The organism is Mycobacterium tuberculosis complex sp. N0072, assembly GCF_030323725.1.
GTDB classification, from domain to species: Bacteria; Actinomycetota; Actinomycetes; order Mycobacteriales; family Mycobacteriaceae; genus Mycobacterium; species Mycobacterium tuberculosis.
On the sequence record NZ_CP040689.1, the window covers coordinates 280,011 to 296,306 of the forward strand.

The following is a 16,296-nucleotide window of genomic DNA, read 5'->3' on the forward strand; positions in this document are numbered from 1 at the left end:
GCCTGGCGAGCAGACGCAAAATCGCCCAATTTCGTGCCGAATTGGGCGATTTTGCGTCTGCTCGCCAGGGGAACGCTAGGCGATCCAGACGGTCTTGATGTTGCAGAACTCGCGTATCCCGTGTGCGGACAGTTCCCGGCCATAGCCCGAGCGCTTGACCCCGCCGAACGGCAATTCGGGATAGGACACCGTCATGCCGTTGATAAAAACCTGGCCCGCCACGATGTCGTCGATGAAGCGTCGTTGCTCGGTCTCGTCGCGGGTCCAGGCGTTGGATCCCAGCCCGAAGGTGGTGGCGTTGGCGATCTCGACGGCCTCGTCGATGTTCGCCGCGCGGAACACCGAGGCGACCGGACCGAAGACCTCCTCGGTGTAGAGAGCCATGTCCTTGGAGATGTCGGTGATCACGGTCGGCGGGTAGAACCAGCCCGGCCGGTCGAGACGCTTTCCGCCGCACCGGATCACCGCGCCCGCCGCGGCAGCATCCTCGACTTGCTTGGCAACCTCGTTGCGGCCCTGCTCGGTGGCCAGCGGGCCCACGTCGGTGTCCGGGTCGGTCGGGTCGCCGACCCGTAACGCCGCCATCCGCGCGACGAACTTGTCGACGAAATCGTCGTAAATGTCGGCGTGGACGATGAACCGCTTGGCGGCGATGCAGGATTGGCCGTTGTTCTGCACCCGGCCGGTGACGGCGGTGCTGACCGCGGCGTCCAGATCGGCCGACGGCATAACGATGAACGGGTCGCTGCCGCCGAGCTCGAGCACGGTCGGCTTGATCTCGTTACCGGCGATAGCGCCCACCGATTGGCCGGCCGGCTCGCTTCCGGTCAGCGTGGCCGCCGCGACCCGGGGATCACGCAGGATGGCTTCGACGGCTCCCGAGCTAACAAGCAACGTCTGGAAGCAGCCGTCCGGGAAGCCGCCTCGGGCGATGACGTCGGCCAGGTACAGCGCGCATTGCGGCACGTTCGACGCGTGCTTGAGCAGGCCGACGTTTCCGGCCATCAGTGCCGGTGCGGCGAACCGAACCGCTTGCCACAGGGGGAAGTTCCATGGCATCACCGCCAGGATCACCCCGAGCGGCTGGTATCGGCCGTAGGCCGCCGACGCCCCGACCTTGGCCGCATCGGCGGGTTCGTCGGCCAGCAACGCCTCGGCGTTTTCGGCGTAGTAGCGAAAACCCTTGGCGCACTTCAGTGCCTCGGCTTTGGCCGCGGCCAGCGTCTTGCCCATCTCGAGCGTCATCATCGCGGCGGCCTGGTCGGCCTCGGCTTCCAGCAAGTCGGCGGTGGCATTGGCCCACCGGGCGCGCTGGGCGAAGCTGGTCTGGCGGTAGTCGGCGAACCGCCGGTGGGCCCGGGCTATTGCCGCGTCGACTTCGTCATCGGTCGCCGCAGTGAATGTCTTGACTGTTTCGCCGGTAGCCGGGTTGATGGTGGCGATGGGCACGCTGACATCCTTTGCTGGGTGGGTTTGCACAAATCGTCCGGTGTCCAGCCTGCCACTAACGTGGCCAGCGCTCCCGAGCAGGAGGTGTCGGGGCCTCCTATCGGCTGGGGTGGGCTCTATCACGGGCAGGACCAGCGTGGCGGAACATGTCACCGATCGCATGTTCGTCGGGAGCTAATCGGCCCGTTCAATCGGCCGGTGGCGAGGCGACTTTGCGTAGCGACATCGGTGGGACGTAGCGCCCGATCAGCGTGCGGTGCCACCAGGCTCGGTCCCGTCGCAGCTCGGCCACGGTGGTGAAGCGGTACTGATACAGCTGCGCGCGCACATACCGAGGCGGAGATTGCGGGAAAGGATTGTGGCGCAACAGCTTCAGCGTCGCAGGATCATTGCGCAGCAACCGGTTTAGGAATGGCGTCATCCACGGTAGTGCGTAGCCCGGTGAGATGGCGGCGAACCACATGAGCCAGTCCAGCCGCAGATGGTAGGGGGCCCATTGCCGCGGCAGCCGGCGCGGATCACCGGGCTTGCCCTTGAATTCGTATGCTTTCCAGACGGTTTGTTCGGTAATCGGTGACTCGTCGGTCCCTTCGATTACCACTTCCCGGCGGGTGCGGCAGATGCTGCCGAACGCCCCGTAGGTGTTGACCAAATGAAAGGGGTTGAACGACATGTTCATTCGTTGATGAGAGGACAGCAGATTGCGTGCCGGCCAGTAGCTCAGCAACAGCACCGCCGCGGTGAATACGACCACGAGGCCGGCGAACCACTGCGGCGGTGCCGACAGCGCCGGCTGGGCCGGCATCGGCAGCAGCGCCGCGGCCGAAGATGTGTCGATCGCGCTGCACGCCAAGAGGATGGTCAGCCAATTGAGCCAGGAGAAATTTCCCGATGCCACCAGCCATAGCTGGGTAACCACGATGATCGCGGCGGCGATGCTGGCTGCGGGCTGTGGTGTGAACAACCCAAACGGCACCACGAGCTGGGCGAAATGGTTGCCCGCCACCTCAATCCGGTGCAATGGCTTAGGCAGGTGATGGAAGAACCAGCTCAACGGGCCCGGCATGGGCTGTGTTTCGTGGTGGTAGTACAGGCACGTCAGACTGCGCCAGCACGAGTCGCCGCGCATCTTGATCAATCCGGCACCGAATTCGACCCGGAACAGCAGCCAGCGCGCCAACAACAACGTCAGAATCGGCGGGGCGGTGCGCTCGTTTCCGAGGAAGATCATCAGGAAGCCGGTCTCCAGCAGCAGCGACTCCCAACCGAATGAGTACCACGCCTGCCCGACGTTGACGATGGACAGGTAGAGCACCCACAGCGTCAGCCAGATCAGCATCGTGGCCCACAACGGCACGAAGGAGGCCGCACCGGCGACGACGGCTGCCGACAACACGGCACCCAACCAGCAGACCCCGGCGAACACCCGATCGGAATAGCGAAAGTGAAAGATGCTCGGTGTTCGCCAGAAGGACTGTCCAGCCAGATACCGCGGCACCGGCAGCATGCCGTGCTCTCCGATGAGGGGCCGGAACTGCTGTGCGGCCGCGACGAATGCGATCAGATAAATAATCGCCGTGCCGCGCTCCAGCGCCAGTCTGCCCAGCCAATATTCGGGCGCTGAAAACCATCCCATGGCCGTTACTCCTTGGACACGGCGTTCACACCAACTATTGCATGCGGTCTTGACCACGAGACTCTGATGTGGCGACCACCGATGCCGCCACCACGGAAACCGAAATCAGTGCCAGCAGTTGCACACTGGCCCAGTTCCCGGCGTATCCGTCGACCGACCGCCACGGATGCCGGGACAGCGCAGCGCCGGCCAGGATCAGCCCGCCCGCAGCCAGTCCGACGGTGACCCGGTCACGTAGTCGCTCCCGGCGGCGCAGTGCATACCGCACACCGAGGGCCGTGCCCATCACCATGACCCCGGCGATGCTGGCGATCACCGCCCCGGCCGCCAGCACCCCGGCCGCCGCCCAGGCTCCGGGCCTCCAGGGTGGTGTGGGCCGGTCGGCGAGCTGCCGTCGCCCGGTCCGCCAGAACGCCAGCAGAGCTAGCAGGGGCAGCAGGGCCAGCCCTATCGCCAGGCTCGCCCGATACAGCGAGTTCGGTGCGAATGTCAGCGTGATGGTGCCGGGGTTCCCGGCGGGCACCACCCAGGCCTGCTGCCACCCGTTGACGGCGATCGGTGTCAGCCGGGCCCCGGTGCTCGTGCGGGCCACCCAGCCCGAGTTGATGCTTTCGGGTACCACCAGCACCCGGGAAGTGGCCGACTCGGGAACCCGAACTTCGCGGTGGGTGGGACCCCACGCACCCGTTTCAGCAGAAGTAACTGTCGCGCTTGACAATCCAGCACCGGGAGTTGACAACTGGGCACCGTCGACCACGAACGCGGCGCCGGGGCTGATCAGCAATTCCTGCTGTCCCGCCGGCAGCGCTATCGGCTCGCGTTCACACGGGAGCGCGGCGACCGGTTCACCGTCCAGCAAGGCGCCCACCGTGGTTCGGATCGAGGTGTGCACGAACCGGCCCGCGACGGCGACGACCGGGCCGTGATCGCAATCCACGGTGAGCGCACGCGCGCGGTTGCGGGCGGCGTCGGCCGGCGCAATCGGGGCGCCGCCGGCGCCAAGCACCACCACTTCGGCCAGCCCCGGCGGCTTGAGCTGGTCGAAGCCCAGCGCGTTGCGATCGATGACATCGTCCCAGTCCAGCAGGCTGACCGACACCGTGTCGGTCACCCGGGGATGCAGCCATAGCGTCGTTAGCTCGCCGACCTGCAGTTGTCGGACCTGGGGGCCGTCGCCCAGGTTGATGGCCACCACCGTCGGATGGGCCGGCAACATCGACCGGCTGGCGGCCAGCCGCAGCCCGGTCACCACGGTGGGCCGCGGCAGGGTCAGCGTCAGCGTCGGCGGGGTTTTGTGTTGCACCACCCGCTGCGGCGCGGTCCAGGCGGTGGCCGGATCGCCGTCGGCGGCCGCGTACGCCGAGCCGAGGATGTCGACAAGGTCGGAATCACCGCTGGCCCGGGTGGTGGAAGGCGCGGCGATCAAGTCGGCCAGCTTCGGGCCCTGCCGTGGTCGCACCCACACCATCGGGGTCACCGACACCGGGCGGGGTACGGTCAGTGTGCGGCTGAGATTGGCCGGTTCCTCGGGTGCCAGGGCCATCGAGGCGGCGCAGCGCACGCCGTCGGGTCCCGGGGCGCAGCCCGGTCTGCCCAGCAGTTCGGATCCCAGGTCCCAGCCCGCGATCGCCGAACCCGGCGGCGGCCCGGGCACCAGCACGGTGTGTCGCAGCTGAACCGGATGGGCGAAACCGGACGCATCGTATTGGGTGATGGCCAGATCGGTGATGCCGAACTGCACACCGGCCGACCCGTCGTCGGTGGCGGCCGCGGTAAACCGCACCCAGGGGGTTTCGCCGTAGGGCAGTGCGGCGGTGAGCGGTTTGCCCGCCTCATCGAACCGCAGGGTGGTGCTGCCGTTGACGGTCTCGATCAGGATGCGTCGGACCTGGGCGCCGACCGCGGTCGCGCTGGGTGTCAGGGTGACGACGGCATTGGTCACCGGACGGTCGAAATCCACCTGCAGCCACTGCCCAACGGCGGCCTGCAGCGCGTTGGACACCCAAGCGGTCGCCGGGTCACCGTCGACGGCGGCCGCGGGTGCGCTCGCCGGGGCGACGTCGGGCATGGCGGTGGCATCCGCCGAGGAGCTCGACACGGTGATCCGGCCGCCGGTCCATCCACCGACGACCGGCTCCGCGCCCGGCACCGGGTAGTCAGGCACCCGGTTGTAGGTGTGCCGGGCGTCGCCGGGTGCCCGGATCGCCGACGAGTGGTGGTCCACCCGGCCGTAATCGGTCTCGCGGGCCACCGGGGTGTCGGTGACGGCGACCTGGGGCACCGGCAAGCCGGCAGCTCGAGCGTCCGCGGTCATCAGCACCGGACCCAGCGGGGGCTGGCCCTGCAGCCGGCGTCGTTCGTCCAGACGCAGCAGGACCTCGGGTCCGCCGTCGACGCGGGCGAGCTGGTCGGTCGCGGCGAAGTAGGGCGCACCGGGGTTGGCGGGCGCGCTCACCCGGTAGATCTCAATCGCGGGATATCGGGGTCGCAGGCCGCTGTCGTTGACGAAACCCGCCAGCGGATCAGGACCCACCGGCGCGCCGAACTCCGCCAGCTTCGCTAGCCCGGGCGACCCTGCGATGCTACGGTGCAGCAGAATCGGTCGTGCCGAGCGCGACGTCTCGGGATCCAGATCGTTGCGTACCAGCACATAGGAAATGCCTTGGCGGGCAAGGGTATCGGCCAGCCCCGCCGACGGTCGTCCGGCGGCGAACAGGCGTTGCACGGAGTCCAGCGCTCGAATGGTCTGCGGCGGGGTCAGCGGAATGGAGTCGCGCACGCCCCACGGGCCGTCGCCGAGCACCTGCAGCGGCTCGTCGTGGCTGGTGCCCCACACCTGGGTGGCGAACGGGGCGCCCGGGACCACCAGCACCCGCCCGGGAGTGGGCGTCGCGGCATGGTGTGTGCGCAGCCAGTCGGCGGCCTCCTGCCAGTACTGGGGAAGCGCACCGAACGTGCCGGGCGGGGCGACCCGGCCGGTCCACGCCAGCGAGGTGCTGACCATCAGCGCGGTCAGGGCTACCACCGCCACCGCTACTCGCTTGTCCCGCTCGGGGTGCGCGAACGCGCGCAGCCACGCCGGCCTCGGCGCGCTGCCTGGCAGCGGAACTCGGCTCAGCAGCTGCGCCAAGCCCAGCACCAGGGGCAGCCGGATCACCGGCCCCACCTTGTGTACGTTGCGCAGGGGGGTGCCGGCGGCGTCCAGGAACGCCTGCACCGGGTGGGCGACCGGCGAAGCCAGCCCGCCGCGGTGGCCGACGGCCAGCAGCACCACCCCGACCAACAGCATCGTCACCAGCCGGCCGCGCGCCGGCATCGCCGGGCTAGTCAGTCCGGCCAGCCCGGCCGCTGCGACCAGGCAGGTGCCCAGGATGGCCGCCGATCCGGTGACCAACGGCGCGCCCGCGGTCGCGTTCGGCGCCACGAACGGCGTCCAGCTGTCGGTGCCGCGCAGCACCTCCACCAGCGAGGACCATTGCGTGGTCACGCCGGAAGATTCGATGAAGTCCAGAAACGGCGGACTGACCCCGTGCAGCTGCGTCAGCGCCATTACCCACCACAGTGTCGCCAGGGCCATCGCCAACAGCCACCACGCGGTGTAGCGCCACCACAACCGATTCGGCCGGTGACAGGCCCACCAGATCACCGCCGGCAGGCAACCGGCCAGCGTCGCGATGGCGTTGACCGCGCCCATCAGCGCCACCGCCAGCCCGGCTTGGGCGGCCAGCGCGCGCACCGAGCGGCCAGAAGTCCCCCGCAGCGCCAGGATCGTGGGCAGCAGCACCCACGGCGCCAGCATCATCGGCAAGGTTTCCGACGAGATCGACCCGAGTGTGGTCAGCACCCGTGGTGACAGCGCGAACGCCACGGCGCCGACCACCCGCGAGGACGGGCCGCCGACGCCCAGCGCCTCGGCTACCCGCAGCAGGCCCCAGAAGCCGACCGTGAGCAACACCGCCCACCACAGCCGCTGAGTGACCCAGCCGGGCACTCCCAGCAGGTGACCGATCACGAAGAAGGTGCCGTGCGGAAACAGATACCCGTAGGCCTGGTTCTGCGCCTGCCCGAACGGCAGGTCGCTGTTCCACAGGTTGGTCGCACGCGCCAGGAAGCGCAGCGGGTTGGCGGTGAGGTCCAGCTTGGTGTCGGGGGAGACTTGTCCGGGGGATTGGGCGAACGTCAGCGCCAACGCTACCGCGCCGACCACCGGCAGCCATTTGCGAGACAACGGCGCCACCTGCGACCCGGAGGCCGCCTCAGCCTGCGGCGCCCGGGTCGCGGGGCTAGCTACGGTTACCGTACTCGACCCGGTTGAGCACTGATGACGACGGATCGCCCCCGGGGAGTGGCGGTTTCTTGTCCTGCTGCACCATCAGGGTCACTCCGAAGATCGCGGCCGCGCCCAGCAACAGACCAACCACCACGCTTGCGGCGGCGGGCGCGACGATCCGGTTCATCGGTGGCTCCTCGACGGCTGCGGGTGCGGCTTGAGAGGCTAGAGGCAACTTAGCAGAAGCGTGGGCCTGGCCCCCCAACCCGGAGCGTATGCGCCACCGTGACAGCATGTCCGGATGGCTTTTCCACGCACACTGGCGATACTCGCTGCGGCAGCAGCGTTGGTGGTGGCCTGCAGCCATGGCGGCACACCCACCGGATCGTCGACGACCTCCGGCGCGTCGCCCGCAACTCCGGTAGCCGTTCCCGTGCCCCGGAGCTGCGCCGAGCCGGCGGGGATCCCGGCGCTGCTGTCCCCCCGTGACAAGCTGGCCCAGCTGCTGGTGGTCGGCGTGCGAGATGCTGCGGACGCCCAAGCCGTGGTCACCAACTACCACGTCGGCGGCATCCTCATCGGCAGCGACACCGACCTGACGATTTTTGACGGCGCGCTGGCCGAGATCGTTGCCGGCGGGGGTCCGCTGCCGCTGGCGGTGAGTGTCGACGAGGAAGGCGGGCGGGTGTCCCGGTTGAGGTCGCTGATCGGCGGTACGGGGCCGTCGGCCCGCGAACTGGCACAAACCCGAACCGTCCAGCAGGTGCGCGACTTGGCTCGAGACCGCGGCCGGCAGATGAGAAAGCTGGGTATCACCATCGACTTCGCCCCGGTGGTCGACGTCACCGACGCCCCGGATGACACGGTGATCGGGGACCGGTCGTTCGGCTCGGATCCGGCTACGGTCACCGCGTATGCCGGGGCGTACGCGCAGGGTCTGCGCGATGCCGGGGTGCTGCCGGTGCTCAAGCATTTCCCCGGTCACGGGCGTGGCTCGGGTGATTCGCACAACGGGGGTGTCACGACACCACCGCTTGATGACCTGGTGGGCGATGACCTGGTGCCCTACCGAACGCTGGTGACCCAGGCGCCGGTCGGTGTGATGGTGGGTCATCTGCAGGTTCCTGGGTTGACCGGCTCCGAGCCGGCCAGTCTGAGCAAGGCCGCGGTGAACCTGCTGCGCACCGGCACGGGATACGGCGCACCGCCGTTCGATGGTCCAGTGTTCAGCGACGACCTCTCTGGTATGGCCGCGATCTCAGACCGGTTTGGCGTCAGCGAGGCGGTGTTGCGCACCTTGCAAGCCGGTGCCGATATCGCACTGTGGGTTACCACCAAAGAGGTGCCCGCGGTGCTGGACCGCCTGGAACAGGCGCTGCGCGCCGGTGAATTGCCGATGTCGGCGGTCGACCGGTCGGTGGTGCGGGTGGCGACCATGAAGGGGCCCAACCCGGGGTGTGGCCGTTAGCGATGTGCGGCTGGCGCCCCACTGCTTACCGTAGGGTTAGATAGACGGGCTACAGGGGCCCAAAAGGGGCTGGCGATGGCAGGTGGTACCAAGCGACTACCGCGTGCTGTCCGAGAGCAGCAGATGCTCGATGCCGCCGTGCAGATGTTCTCGGTTAACGGCTACCACGAGACCTCGATGGACGCGATCGCTGCCGAGGCGCAGATCTCCAAGCCGATGCTGTACCTGTACTACGGCTCCAAGGAAGACCTGTTCGGCGCCTGCCTGAACCGTGAGATGAGCCGGTTCATCGACGCGTTGCGTTCCAGCATCAACTTCGACCAGAGCCCGAAAGACTTGCTGCGCAACACCATCGTGTCGTTCCTACGCTATATCGATGCCAACCGGGCGTCGTGGATCGTGATGTACACCCAGGCCACCAGCTCCCAAGCGTTCGCGCACACGGTGCGTGAGGGGCGCGAACAGATCGTCCAACTGGTGGCCGAGTTGGTGCGGGCCGGCACCCGCGGCCCGCTTACGGACGCCGAAATCGAGATGATGGCCGTCGCGCTGGTGGGCGCCGGCGAGGCAGTGGCCACCCGGCTCGGTATCGGTGACACCGACGTTGACGAGGCGGCCGAGATGATGATCAACCTGTTCTGGCTCGGCCTCAAGGGCGCGCCGGTGGATCGGCTCGAGACCGGGCACTGACCTGCGCGGTATCGGCCACTGAGATGTGGGTGTATTTTAGATGCAGATGTAAATTCGATGTATGATTCGAACGCAAGTCCAGCTCCCAGATGAGCTTTACCGGGACGCCAAGCGGGTCGCGCACGAGCACGAAATGACCCTTGCCGAGGTCGTTCGTCGCGGGCTGGAGCACATGGTGCGGATCTATCCGAGGCGCGATGCGGCGTCCGACACCTGGCAGCCGCCCACGCCGCGTCGACTCGGTCCGTTTCGTGCGTCCGAAGAAACGTGGCGCGAGCTCGCCAACGAGGCGTGAGTAGCCCGTGCTCTCGATCGATACGAATATCCTGCTGTACGCGCAGAACCGGGATTGCCCCGAGCATGACGCCGCCGCCGCCTTCCTCGTCGAGTGCGCTGGTCGAGCCGACGTCGCAGTCTGCGAACTCGTGCTTATGGAGCTGTATCAATTGCTGCGGAATCCTACGGTGGTGACGCGACCGCTCGAGGGCCCCGAGGCGGCGGAAGTCTGTCAGACGTTCCGTCGCAACCGGCGGTGGGCGCTCCTCGAGAACGCTCCGGTCATGAACGAGGTGTGGGTGTTGGCGGCCACGCCTAGAATTGCTCGCCGGCGCCTATTCGATGCCCGGCTGGCACTGACCTTGCGCCATCATGGTGTCGACGAATTCGCCACTCGAAACATCAACGGCTTCACCGACTTCGGCTTCTCACGCGTGTGGGACCCGATAACGTCGGATGGCTGACCACGCCGGGCCGATCCGCGTGGCCCCGGCTATAGACCCCGCACGGTAGCGGTCAGGTGGGGGTATCCCTTGGCCATATTGCGCAGCGTGAGATCCCAGCCGCCATCGCCTTCGGCGACGTAGAGTCCCGCGGTGGCCGGCAGCAGCACCGGCTTGGCGAACCGAACCGAATAGCGCACCGCGTCCGGAAAACGGGCTTCGATATTCGCCAATACCGCCGCGGCAGTGAACATCCCGTGCGCGATGACGGTGGGGAAGCCGAACAGTTTCGCCGCGATCGGGTTGGTGTGGATCGGGTTGTGATCGCCGCCGACGGCGGCATAGCGGCGGATCTTCGCCGGGGTGATCCGCAGGACCGCGGCGGGCGGGGGTAGCTTGGGCTTTTTTTGCGGCGGCGGTTTGTGTTCGCCGGACAAGCTGGTGCGTTGTTGATGCAGGAACGTCGTCACCTGGTGCCAGGCGACATCGTTGCCGACGCTGACGTTGGTCACCAGATCGACCAGCAGGCCCCTGCGGTGTTCGCGCAGATTCTCCGCGCGCACCCGCACGCCCACCGCGTCGGTGACCGCGATCGGCCGGTATTGCGTGATGCGGTTCTCGGTGTGTATCGCTCCCATTGCGGCGAACGGGAAGTCGAAGCCGGTCACCAACGACATCACCGATGGAAAAGTCAACGCGAACGGATAGGTCAACGGCACCTGGTTGCCGTAGCGCAGACCGGTGACCGCCGCGTAGGCCGCGACGTTGGCGGGGTCGATCGGCAGCTCCTCGACGGTCACCGTCCGGTTGGGCAGCTGGTCTGTCCGGGGCACCACGGGTAGCGCCCCGGCCGCCGCGCGCAGCAGGTTCTTCAGGCCGCTGGGTTGAGTCACTACTGTCCCCTCACGCGCCGATCATGGCCTGGCCGCAGACACGAATGACGTTGCCGGTCACCGCGTTTGACGCCGGGCTGGCGAAGTAGGCGATGGCCTCGGCGACGTCGACGGGCTGCCCGCCCTGCAGCAGCGAGTTCAGCCGGCGGCCTACCTCACGGGTGGCCAGCGGGATGGCGGCCGTCATCTGGGTTTCGATGAATCCCGGTGCCACGGCGTTGATCGTGATGCCTTTCGCGGCCAGGCCGGGTGCCAGCGCCTGGGTGATGCCGATCATCCCGGCCTTGGTGGTGGCGTAGTTGGTCTGGCCGCGGTTGCCGGCGATGCCGGCGATCGACGACAGCCCGATCACCCGACCACCCTCTCCGATGCTGCCGTTGCCCACCAGACCCTCGGTGAGCCGCAACGGGGCAAGCAGATTGACAGCCAGGACGGCGTCCCAACGCGCATCGTCCATGTTGGCCAGCAGCTTGTCACGGGTGATGCCGGCGTTGTTGACCAGGATGTCGGCCTTGCCACCGTGGTGGTCGCGCAGGTGCTCGCTGATCTTGTCGACGGCATCGTCGGCGGTGACGTCGAGCCACAGCGCGGTGCCGCCCACCTTGCTGGCGGTTTCGGCCAGGTTCTCGGCGGCGGACTCCACATCGATGGCGACCACGTGGGCGCCGTCGCGAGCGAACACCTCGGCGATGGTTGCGCCGATGCCGCGGGCCGCGCCGGTCACAATGGCGACCTTGCCGTCCAGCGGCTTCTCCCAGTCGGCCGGCGGTGTGGAATCGTCCGCCCCGACAGAGAAGACTTGGCCGTCGACGTAGGCCGACTTGGCCGACAGCAGGAATCGCATGGTCGACTCGAGGCCGGTAGCTGCGGGCTTGGCGTCCGGCGACAGGTAGACCAACGCCGTTGTCGCACCGCGGCGCAGTTCCTTGCCCAGCGAGCGGGTGAAGCCCTCCAGCGCGCGCTGCGCGATCCGCTCGTTCGTGCTGGCGGCCGCTTCGGGTGTGCCGCCAACAACCACCACGCGCCCGCAACGGCCGAGATTGCGCAGTACCGGAGTAAAGAACTCGTGCAGCCCCTTGAGCCCGGCCGGCTCTGTGATGCCGGTGGCGTCGAAGACCAGCCCGCCGAACGAGTCCGCCCAGCGCCCGCCCAGGTTGTTTCCTACCAGGTCGTAGTCCTTTTCGAGTGCCGCGCGCAGTGGTTCGACGACCCTGCCGGCCCCGCCGATCAGCAGCGACCCGGTCAGTGGCGGTTCGCCTGCTCGATAGCGGCGAAGCGTCTCGGGTTGCGGAACACCCAATTGCCTGGCCAAAAACGATCCTGGACCGGAGTTGACAACCTGCGAGAACAGATCGGACGAACGCTTGGGAGCCACTTCAGCTGCCTTCCGTATCGTGTGGGGGTCGGGCGCGCCAATACACGTAACCGTATCGAGGACTAACTTACTTCAGAGTAAGAACAGTGGGTAGTATGGCCCTCAACGGCCGATCCCCCGAACTGATCAACGGAGAAAACAGTGGCCCCTGCTGCTAAGAACACTTCACAGACCAGGCGGCGAGTCGCCGTACTGGGCGGCAACCGCATCCCGTTCGCCAGATCGGACGGTGCCTACGCGGATGCGTCCAACCAGGACATGTTCACCGCGGCGCTGAGCGGCTTGGTGGACCGATTCGGACTCGCCGGCGAGCGGCTGGACATGGTGGTGGGCGGTGCGGTGCTCAAACACAGCCGCGACTTCAATCTAATGCGCGAATGCGTGCTGGGCTCCGAACTCTCGCCGTACACGCCGGCGTTCGACCTGCAGCAGGCCTGCGGGACGGGCCTGCAGGCCGCGATCGCGGCCGCCGACGGCATTGCCGCCGGGCGGTATGAGGTGGCCGCCGCTGGCGGGGTGGACACCACCTCGGACCCGCCGATCGGCCTGGGCGACGACCTGCGCCGCACCCTGCTCAAGCTGCGCCGATCTAGGTCCAACGTGCAACGCCTCAAGCTGGTGGGCACGCTGCCGGCCAGCCTGGGCGTGGAGATCCCCGCCAACAGCGAGCCGCGCACCGGGCTGTCGATGGGCGAGCACGCCGCCGTCACCGCCAAGCAGATGGGCATCAAACGCGTAGACCAGGACGAGCTGGCCGCCGCCAGCCATCGCAATATGGCCGACGCCTACGACCGGGGTTTCTTCGACGACCTGGTCAGTCCGTTTTTAGGGCTGTACCGAGACGACAATCTGCGGCCTAACTCCAGCGTCGAGAAACTGGCCACGCTGCGTCCGGTCTTCGGAGTGAAGGCCGGTGACGCGACGATGACGGCCGGCAATTCGACTCCGCTGACCGACGGCGCCTCGGTGGCATTGCTGGCCAGCGAACAGTGGGCGGAGGCACACTCGCTGGCTCCGCTGGCCTATCTCGTGGATGCCGAGACCGCCGCGGTCGACTATGTCAACGGCAACGACGGCCTGTTGATGGCGCCGACCTACGCGGTACCCCGGCTGCTGGCCCGTAACGGGTTGAGCCTGCAGGACTTCGACTTCTACGAAATCCACGAGGCGTTTGCCTCCGTGGTGCTCGCGCATCTGGCGGCGTGGGAGTCCGAGGAGTACTGCAAGCGGCGGCTGGGCCTGGACGCCGCGCTGGGGTCGATCGATCGGTCCAAGCTCAACGTCAACGGGTCGTCGTTGGCCGCCGGGCACCCCTTCGCGGCGACCGGTGGGCGGATTTTGGCGCAGACCGCCAAGCAGCTCGCCGAGAAGAAGGCGGCGAAAAAAGGCGGCGGACCGCTGCGCGGGCTGATTTCGATCTGCGCGGCCGGCGGCCAAGGTGTGGCCGCGATTTTGGAGGCCTGACGCTGACGGCTCGGTAAGTGCCTCGCGGGAAGTCCCGAGTGGCCGGTGGGCCGCCCAAAGAAATGTGTTGCGGGTGGTTTGCGCCCTGAGCAGATGGGTACCCGATCACTCGGATAGCCCCGTGTTGTTGTCTGACTCCCCGACCCCGACGGCAATGCGGGGCAATCCCCTGGAAAGGGCCGCCGCTGGTGGGAGGGGACCCAGCGGCGGTCTTTTTGGGCTTGCCCCATCGTTCGTTGACTCTGCGTCCACCACGCAAAAGTGCGAGTAACCCGTCCGGTGGACGCAGAGTCAACAGATAAGGATCAGAACGCGGCCTCGTCGAGTTCCATGATGTCGTTGTCCAGCGTCTCGATCACCTCGCGGGTGCTGGTCAACAGCGGCAAGAAGTTCTTCGCGAAGAACGACGCCACCGCGACTTTGCCTTCGTAGAAGGACCGCTCGTCGCCGGTGGCACCCGCGTCGAGTGCCGCCACCGCCACCGCGGCCTGACGCTGCAGCAACCAGCCGATGATGAGGTCACCGACGCTCATCAAGAAGCGCACCGAACCCAAGCCCACCTTGTAGAGGCTGGTGACGTCCTGCTGCGCGGCCATCAGGTAGCCGGTCAGTGCGGCCGCCATGCCCTGGACGTCGGTGAGCGCCTTGGCCAGCAGCGCGCGTTCGGTCTTCAGCCGGCCGTTGCCAGCACCGCTGTCGACGAACTCCTGGATCTGGCCTGACACGTGCGCCAACGCCACGCCCTTGTCACGGACGATTTTGCGGAAGAAGAAGTCTTGTGCCTGGATGGCGGTGGTGCCTTCGTACAGGGAGTCGATCTTGGCGTCCCGGATGTACTGCTCGATCGGATAGTCCTGCAAGAAGCCGGATCCACCCAGGGTTTGCAGGCTTTCAGTGAGCTTGGCGTAAGCCTGTTCGGAGCCCACACCCTTGACTACCGGCAACATCAGGTCGTTGACCTTGACGGCCAACTTGGCGTCCACACCGTGCACCACCTCGGCGACAGCCGCGTCCTGGAAAGTGGCGGTGTAGAGGTAGAGCGCACGCAGGCCCTCGGCGTAAGCCTTCTGGGTCATCAGCGAGCGGCGCACGTCGGGGTGATGTGTGATCGTCACCCGGGGCGCGGTCTTGTCGGTCATCTGGGTCAGGTCGGCACCCTGCACGCGGGACTTGGCGTACTGAAGCGCGTTGAGGTAGCCGGTGGACAGCGTCGCGATGGCCTTCGTGCCGACCATCATGCGGGCCTGCTCAATGACCTCGAACATCTGCGCGATGCCGTTGTGTACCTCGCCGACCAGCCAGCCCTTGGCGGGGACGCCGTGTTGGCCGAACGCCAGTTCACAGGTCGCCGAGACCTTTAGGCCCATCTTGTGTTCGACGTTGGTGACGAACACGCCATTGCGCTCGCCGGGTTCGCCGGTTTCGACGTCGAACAGGAACTTGGGCACGAAGTACAGCGACAGGCCCTTGGTGCCGGGACCGGCGCCCTCCGGGCGAGCCAGCACCAGGTGGAAGATGTTCTCGAACAGGTCGCCGGAGTCACCCGAGGTAATGAACCGCTTGACGCCGTCGATGTGCCAGGACCCGTCGGCCTGTTGGACAGCTTTGGTTCGGGCAGCGCCCACATCGGAGCCGGCATCCGGCTCGGTGAGCACCATGGTCGATCCCCAGCCGCGTTCGGCGGCTAGGACCGCCCACTTCTTCTGCTCCTCGGTGCCGAGGTGGTAGAGGATCTGGGCGAAGCCCGCGCCGCCGGCGTACATCCATACCGCCGGATTGGCGCCCAAGATGTGCTCATGCAGCGCCCAGACCACTGCCTTGGGCATCGGCATGCCCCCGAGTGCCTCGTCGATGCCGACCTTGTCCCAACCGGCTTCCAGCATCGCGTTGACTGACTTTTTGAACGATTCCGGCAGCATCACCGAGTGGGTTTTCGGGTCGAAAACGGGCGGGTTGCGGTCCCCTTCGACGAACGACTCGGCCACCGGCCCCTCGGCCAGCCGGCTGACCTCGGCCAGCATGTCGCGGGCGGTGTCGACGTCGACGTCGCTGAATTCGCCATGGCCCAAAGCTTTGTCGACGCCCAGCACTTCGAACAGGTTAAAAACCTGGTCACGGACGTTGCTCCGGTAGTGGCTCACTGCCGATCCTCCTCGTTGAGAGTGCCACCTCAGGGTTGGGTAGGGTTGGGTACTCGAAACCAAGTTACCCACCAGTAACACCGTCAAAATATATCCGTTGCATAGGTCAATGCAAGTTGATGTGAGCTACATTGCACCAACTAACTAACCAACCGGTTGGGTTAGCGGTGATCCTGGCCGTGTCGGTCCTC

12 protein-coding genes are annotated in these 16,296 nt (G+C 67.0%); 5 read left to right on the forward strand and 7 right to left on the reverse strand.

Annotation, left to right across the window (positions count from 1 at the left end):
• Positions 1-75: 75 nt before the first annotated feature.
• From FF952_RS01250 to FF952_RS01265, 4 genes are all read right to left on the reverse strand, one after another.
• Entirely contained in the window at positions 76-1,449 is a 1,374-nt protein-coding gene (locus FF952_RS01250; RefSeq protein ID WP_003912534.1) for an NADP-dependent succinic semialdehyde dehydrogenase, read from the reverse strand.
• A gap of 187 nt (positions 1,450-1,636) precedes the next feature.
• On the reverse strand, positions 1,637-3,085 hold the full coding sequence (locus FF952_RS01255) for a lipase maturation factor family protein (RefSeq protein WP_003401279.1): 1,449 nt from the start codon (positions 3,083-3,085) through the stop codon (positions 1,637-1,639).
• A 34-nt stretch (positions 3,086-3,119) separates the two neighbouring features.
• Entirely contained in the window at positions 3,120-7,322 is a 4,203-nt protein-coding gene (locus tag FF952_RS01260) for a DUF3367 domain-containing protein (protein WP_003902628.1), read from the reverse strand.
• 46 nt (positions 7,323-7,368) lie between these two features.
• A complete protein-coding gene (locus FF952_RS01265; protein ID WP_003401289.1) occupies positions 7,369-7,542 on the reverse strand; it encodes a DUF2613 domain-containing protein in 174 nt (57 codons plus the stop codon).
• Positions 7,543-7,656: 114 nt separating this feature from the next.
• Between FF952_RS01265 and lpqI the strand changes: the two genes are divergently transcribed.
• The 4 genes from lpqI to FF952_RS01285 all read left to right on the forward strand — a co-directional run bounded on the left by lpqI (position 7,657) and on the right by FF952_RS01285 (position 10,253).
• Complete coding sequence (gene lpqI / locus FF952_RS01270; protein WP_003401295.1) at positions 7,657-8,823, forward strand: beta-N-acetylhexosaminidase; 1,167 nt, start codon at positions 7,657-7,659, stop codon at positions 8,821-8,823.
• 75 nt (positions 8,824-8,898) lie between these two features.
• Complete coding sequence (locus tag FF952_RS01275; protein ID WP_003401297.1) at positions 8,899-9,513, forward strand: TetR/AcrR family transcriptional regulator; 615 nt, start codon at positions 8,899-8,901, stop codon at positions 9,511-9,513.
• A gap of 61 nt (positions 9,514-9,574) precedes the next feature.
• Positions 9,575-9,808 carry an antitoxin gene (locus FF952_RS01280; protein WP_003401300.1) on the forward strand — a complete coding sequence of 78 codons (234 nt, stop codon included), beginning with the start codon at positions 9,575-9,577 and terminating at the stop codon, positions 9,806-9,808.
• A 7-nt stretch (positions 9,809-9,815) separates the two neighbouring features.
• Complete coding sequence (locus FF952_RS01285) at positions 9,816-10,253, forward strand: type II toxin-antitoxin system VapC family toxin (protein ID WP_003900837.1); 438 nt, start codon at positions 9,816-9,818, stop codon at positions 10,251-10,253.
• Positions 10,254-10,282: 29 nt separating this feature from the next.
• Here the strand turns inward: FF952_RS01285 and htdX are convergent, their stop codons facing one another.
• Together htdX and FF952_RS01295 are read right to left on the reverse strand one after the other, a co-directional pair.
• Positions 10,283-11,125 (reverse strand): MaoC/PaaZ C-terminal domain-containing protein, encoded by an 843-nt coding sequence (gene htdX, locus FF952_RS01290; RefSeq protein ID WP_244736107.1) that lies wholly within the window; start codon positions 11,123-11,125, stop codon positions 10,283-10,285.
• A 10-nt stretch (positions 11,126-11,135) separates the two neighbouring features.
• On the reverse strand, positions 11,136-12,500 hold the full coding sequence (locus FF952_RS01295; RefSeq protein WP_003899869.1) for a 3-oxoacyl-ACP reductase: 1,365 nt from the start codon (positions 12,498-12,500) through the stop codon (positions 11,136-11,138).
• 141 nt (positions 12,501-12,641) lie between these two features.
• On the opposite strand from FF952_RS01295, the gene FF952_RS01300 reads away from it, so the two are divergent.
• On the forward strand, positions 12,642-13,964 hold the full coding sequence (locus tag FF952_RS01300; protein ID WP_003401309.1) for an acetyl-CoA C-acetyltransferase: 1,323 nt from the start codon (positions 12,642-12,644) through the stop codon (positions 13,962-13,964).
• A 305-nt stretch (positions 13,965-14,269) separates the two neighbouring features.
• Here the strand turns inward: FF952_RS01300 and FF952_RS01305 are convergent, their stop codons facing one another.
• Positions 14,270-16,105, reverse strand: coding sequence for an acyl-CoA dehydrogenase (locus FF952_RS01305; protein ID WP_003401312.1), 1,836 nt, complete (start codon positions 16,103-16,105; stop codon positions 14,270-14,272).
• Positions 16,106-16,296 lie beyond the last annotated feature (191 nt).

Bases quoted from the DNA above. Each gene is read 5' to 3' on its own strand.
- FF952_RS01280 (WP_003401300.1), top strand. From the start codon at position 9,575: ATGATTCGAACGCAAGTCCAGCTCCCAGATGAGCTTTACCGGGACGCC.
- FF952_RS01255 (WP_003401279.1), bottom strand. From the start codon at position 3,085: ATGGGATGGTTTTCAGCGCCCGAATATTGGCTGGGCAGACTGGCGCTG.
- lpqI (WP_003401295.1), top strand. From the start codon at position 7,657: ATGGCTTTTCCACGCACACTGGCGATACTCGCTGCGGCAGCAGCGTTG.
- FF952_RS01275 (WP_003401297.1), top strand. From the start codon at position 8,899: ATGGCAGGTGGTACCAAGCGACTACCGCGTGCTGTCCGAGAGCAGCAG.
- FF952_RS01265 (WP_003401289.1), bottom strand. From the start codon at position 7,542: ATGAACCGGATCGTCGCGCCCGCCGCCGCAAGCGTGGTGGTTGGTCTG.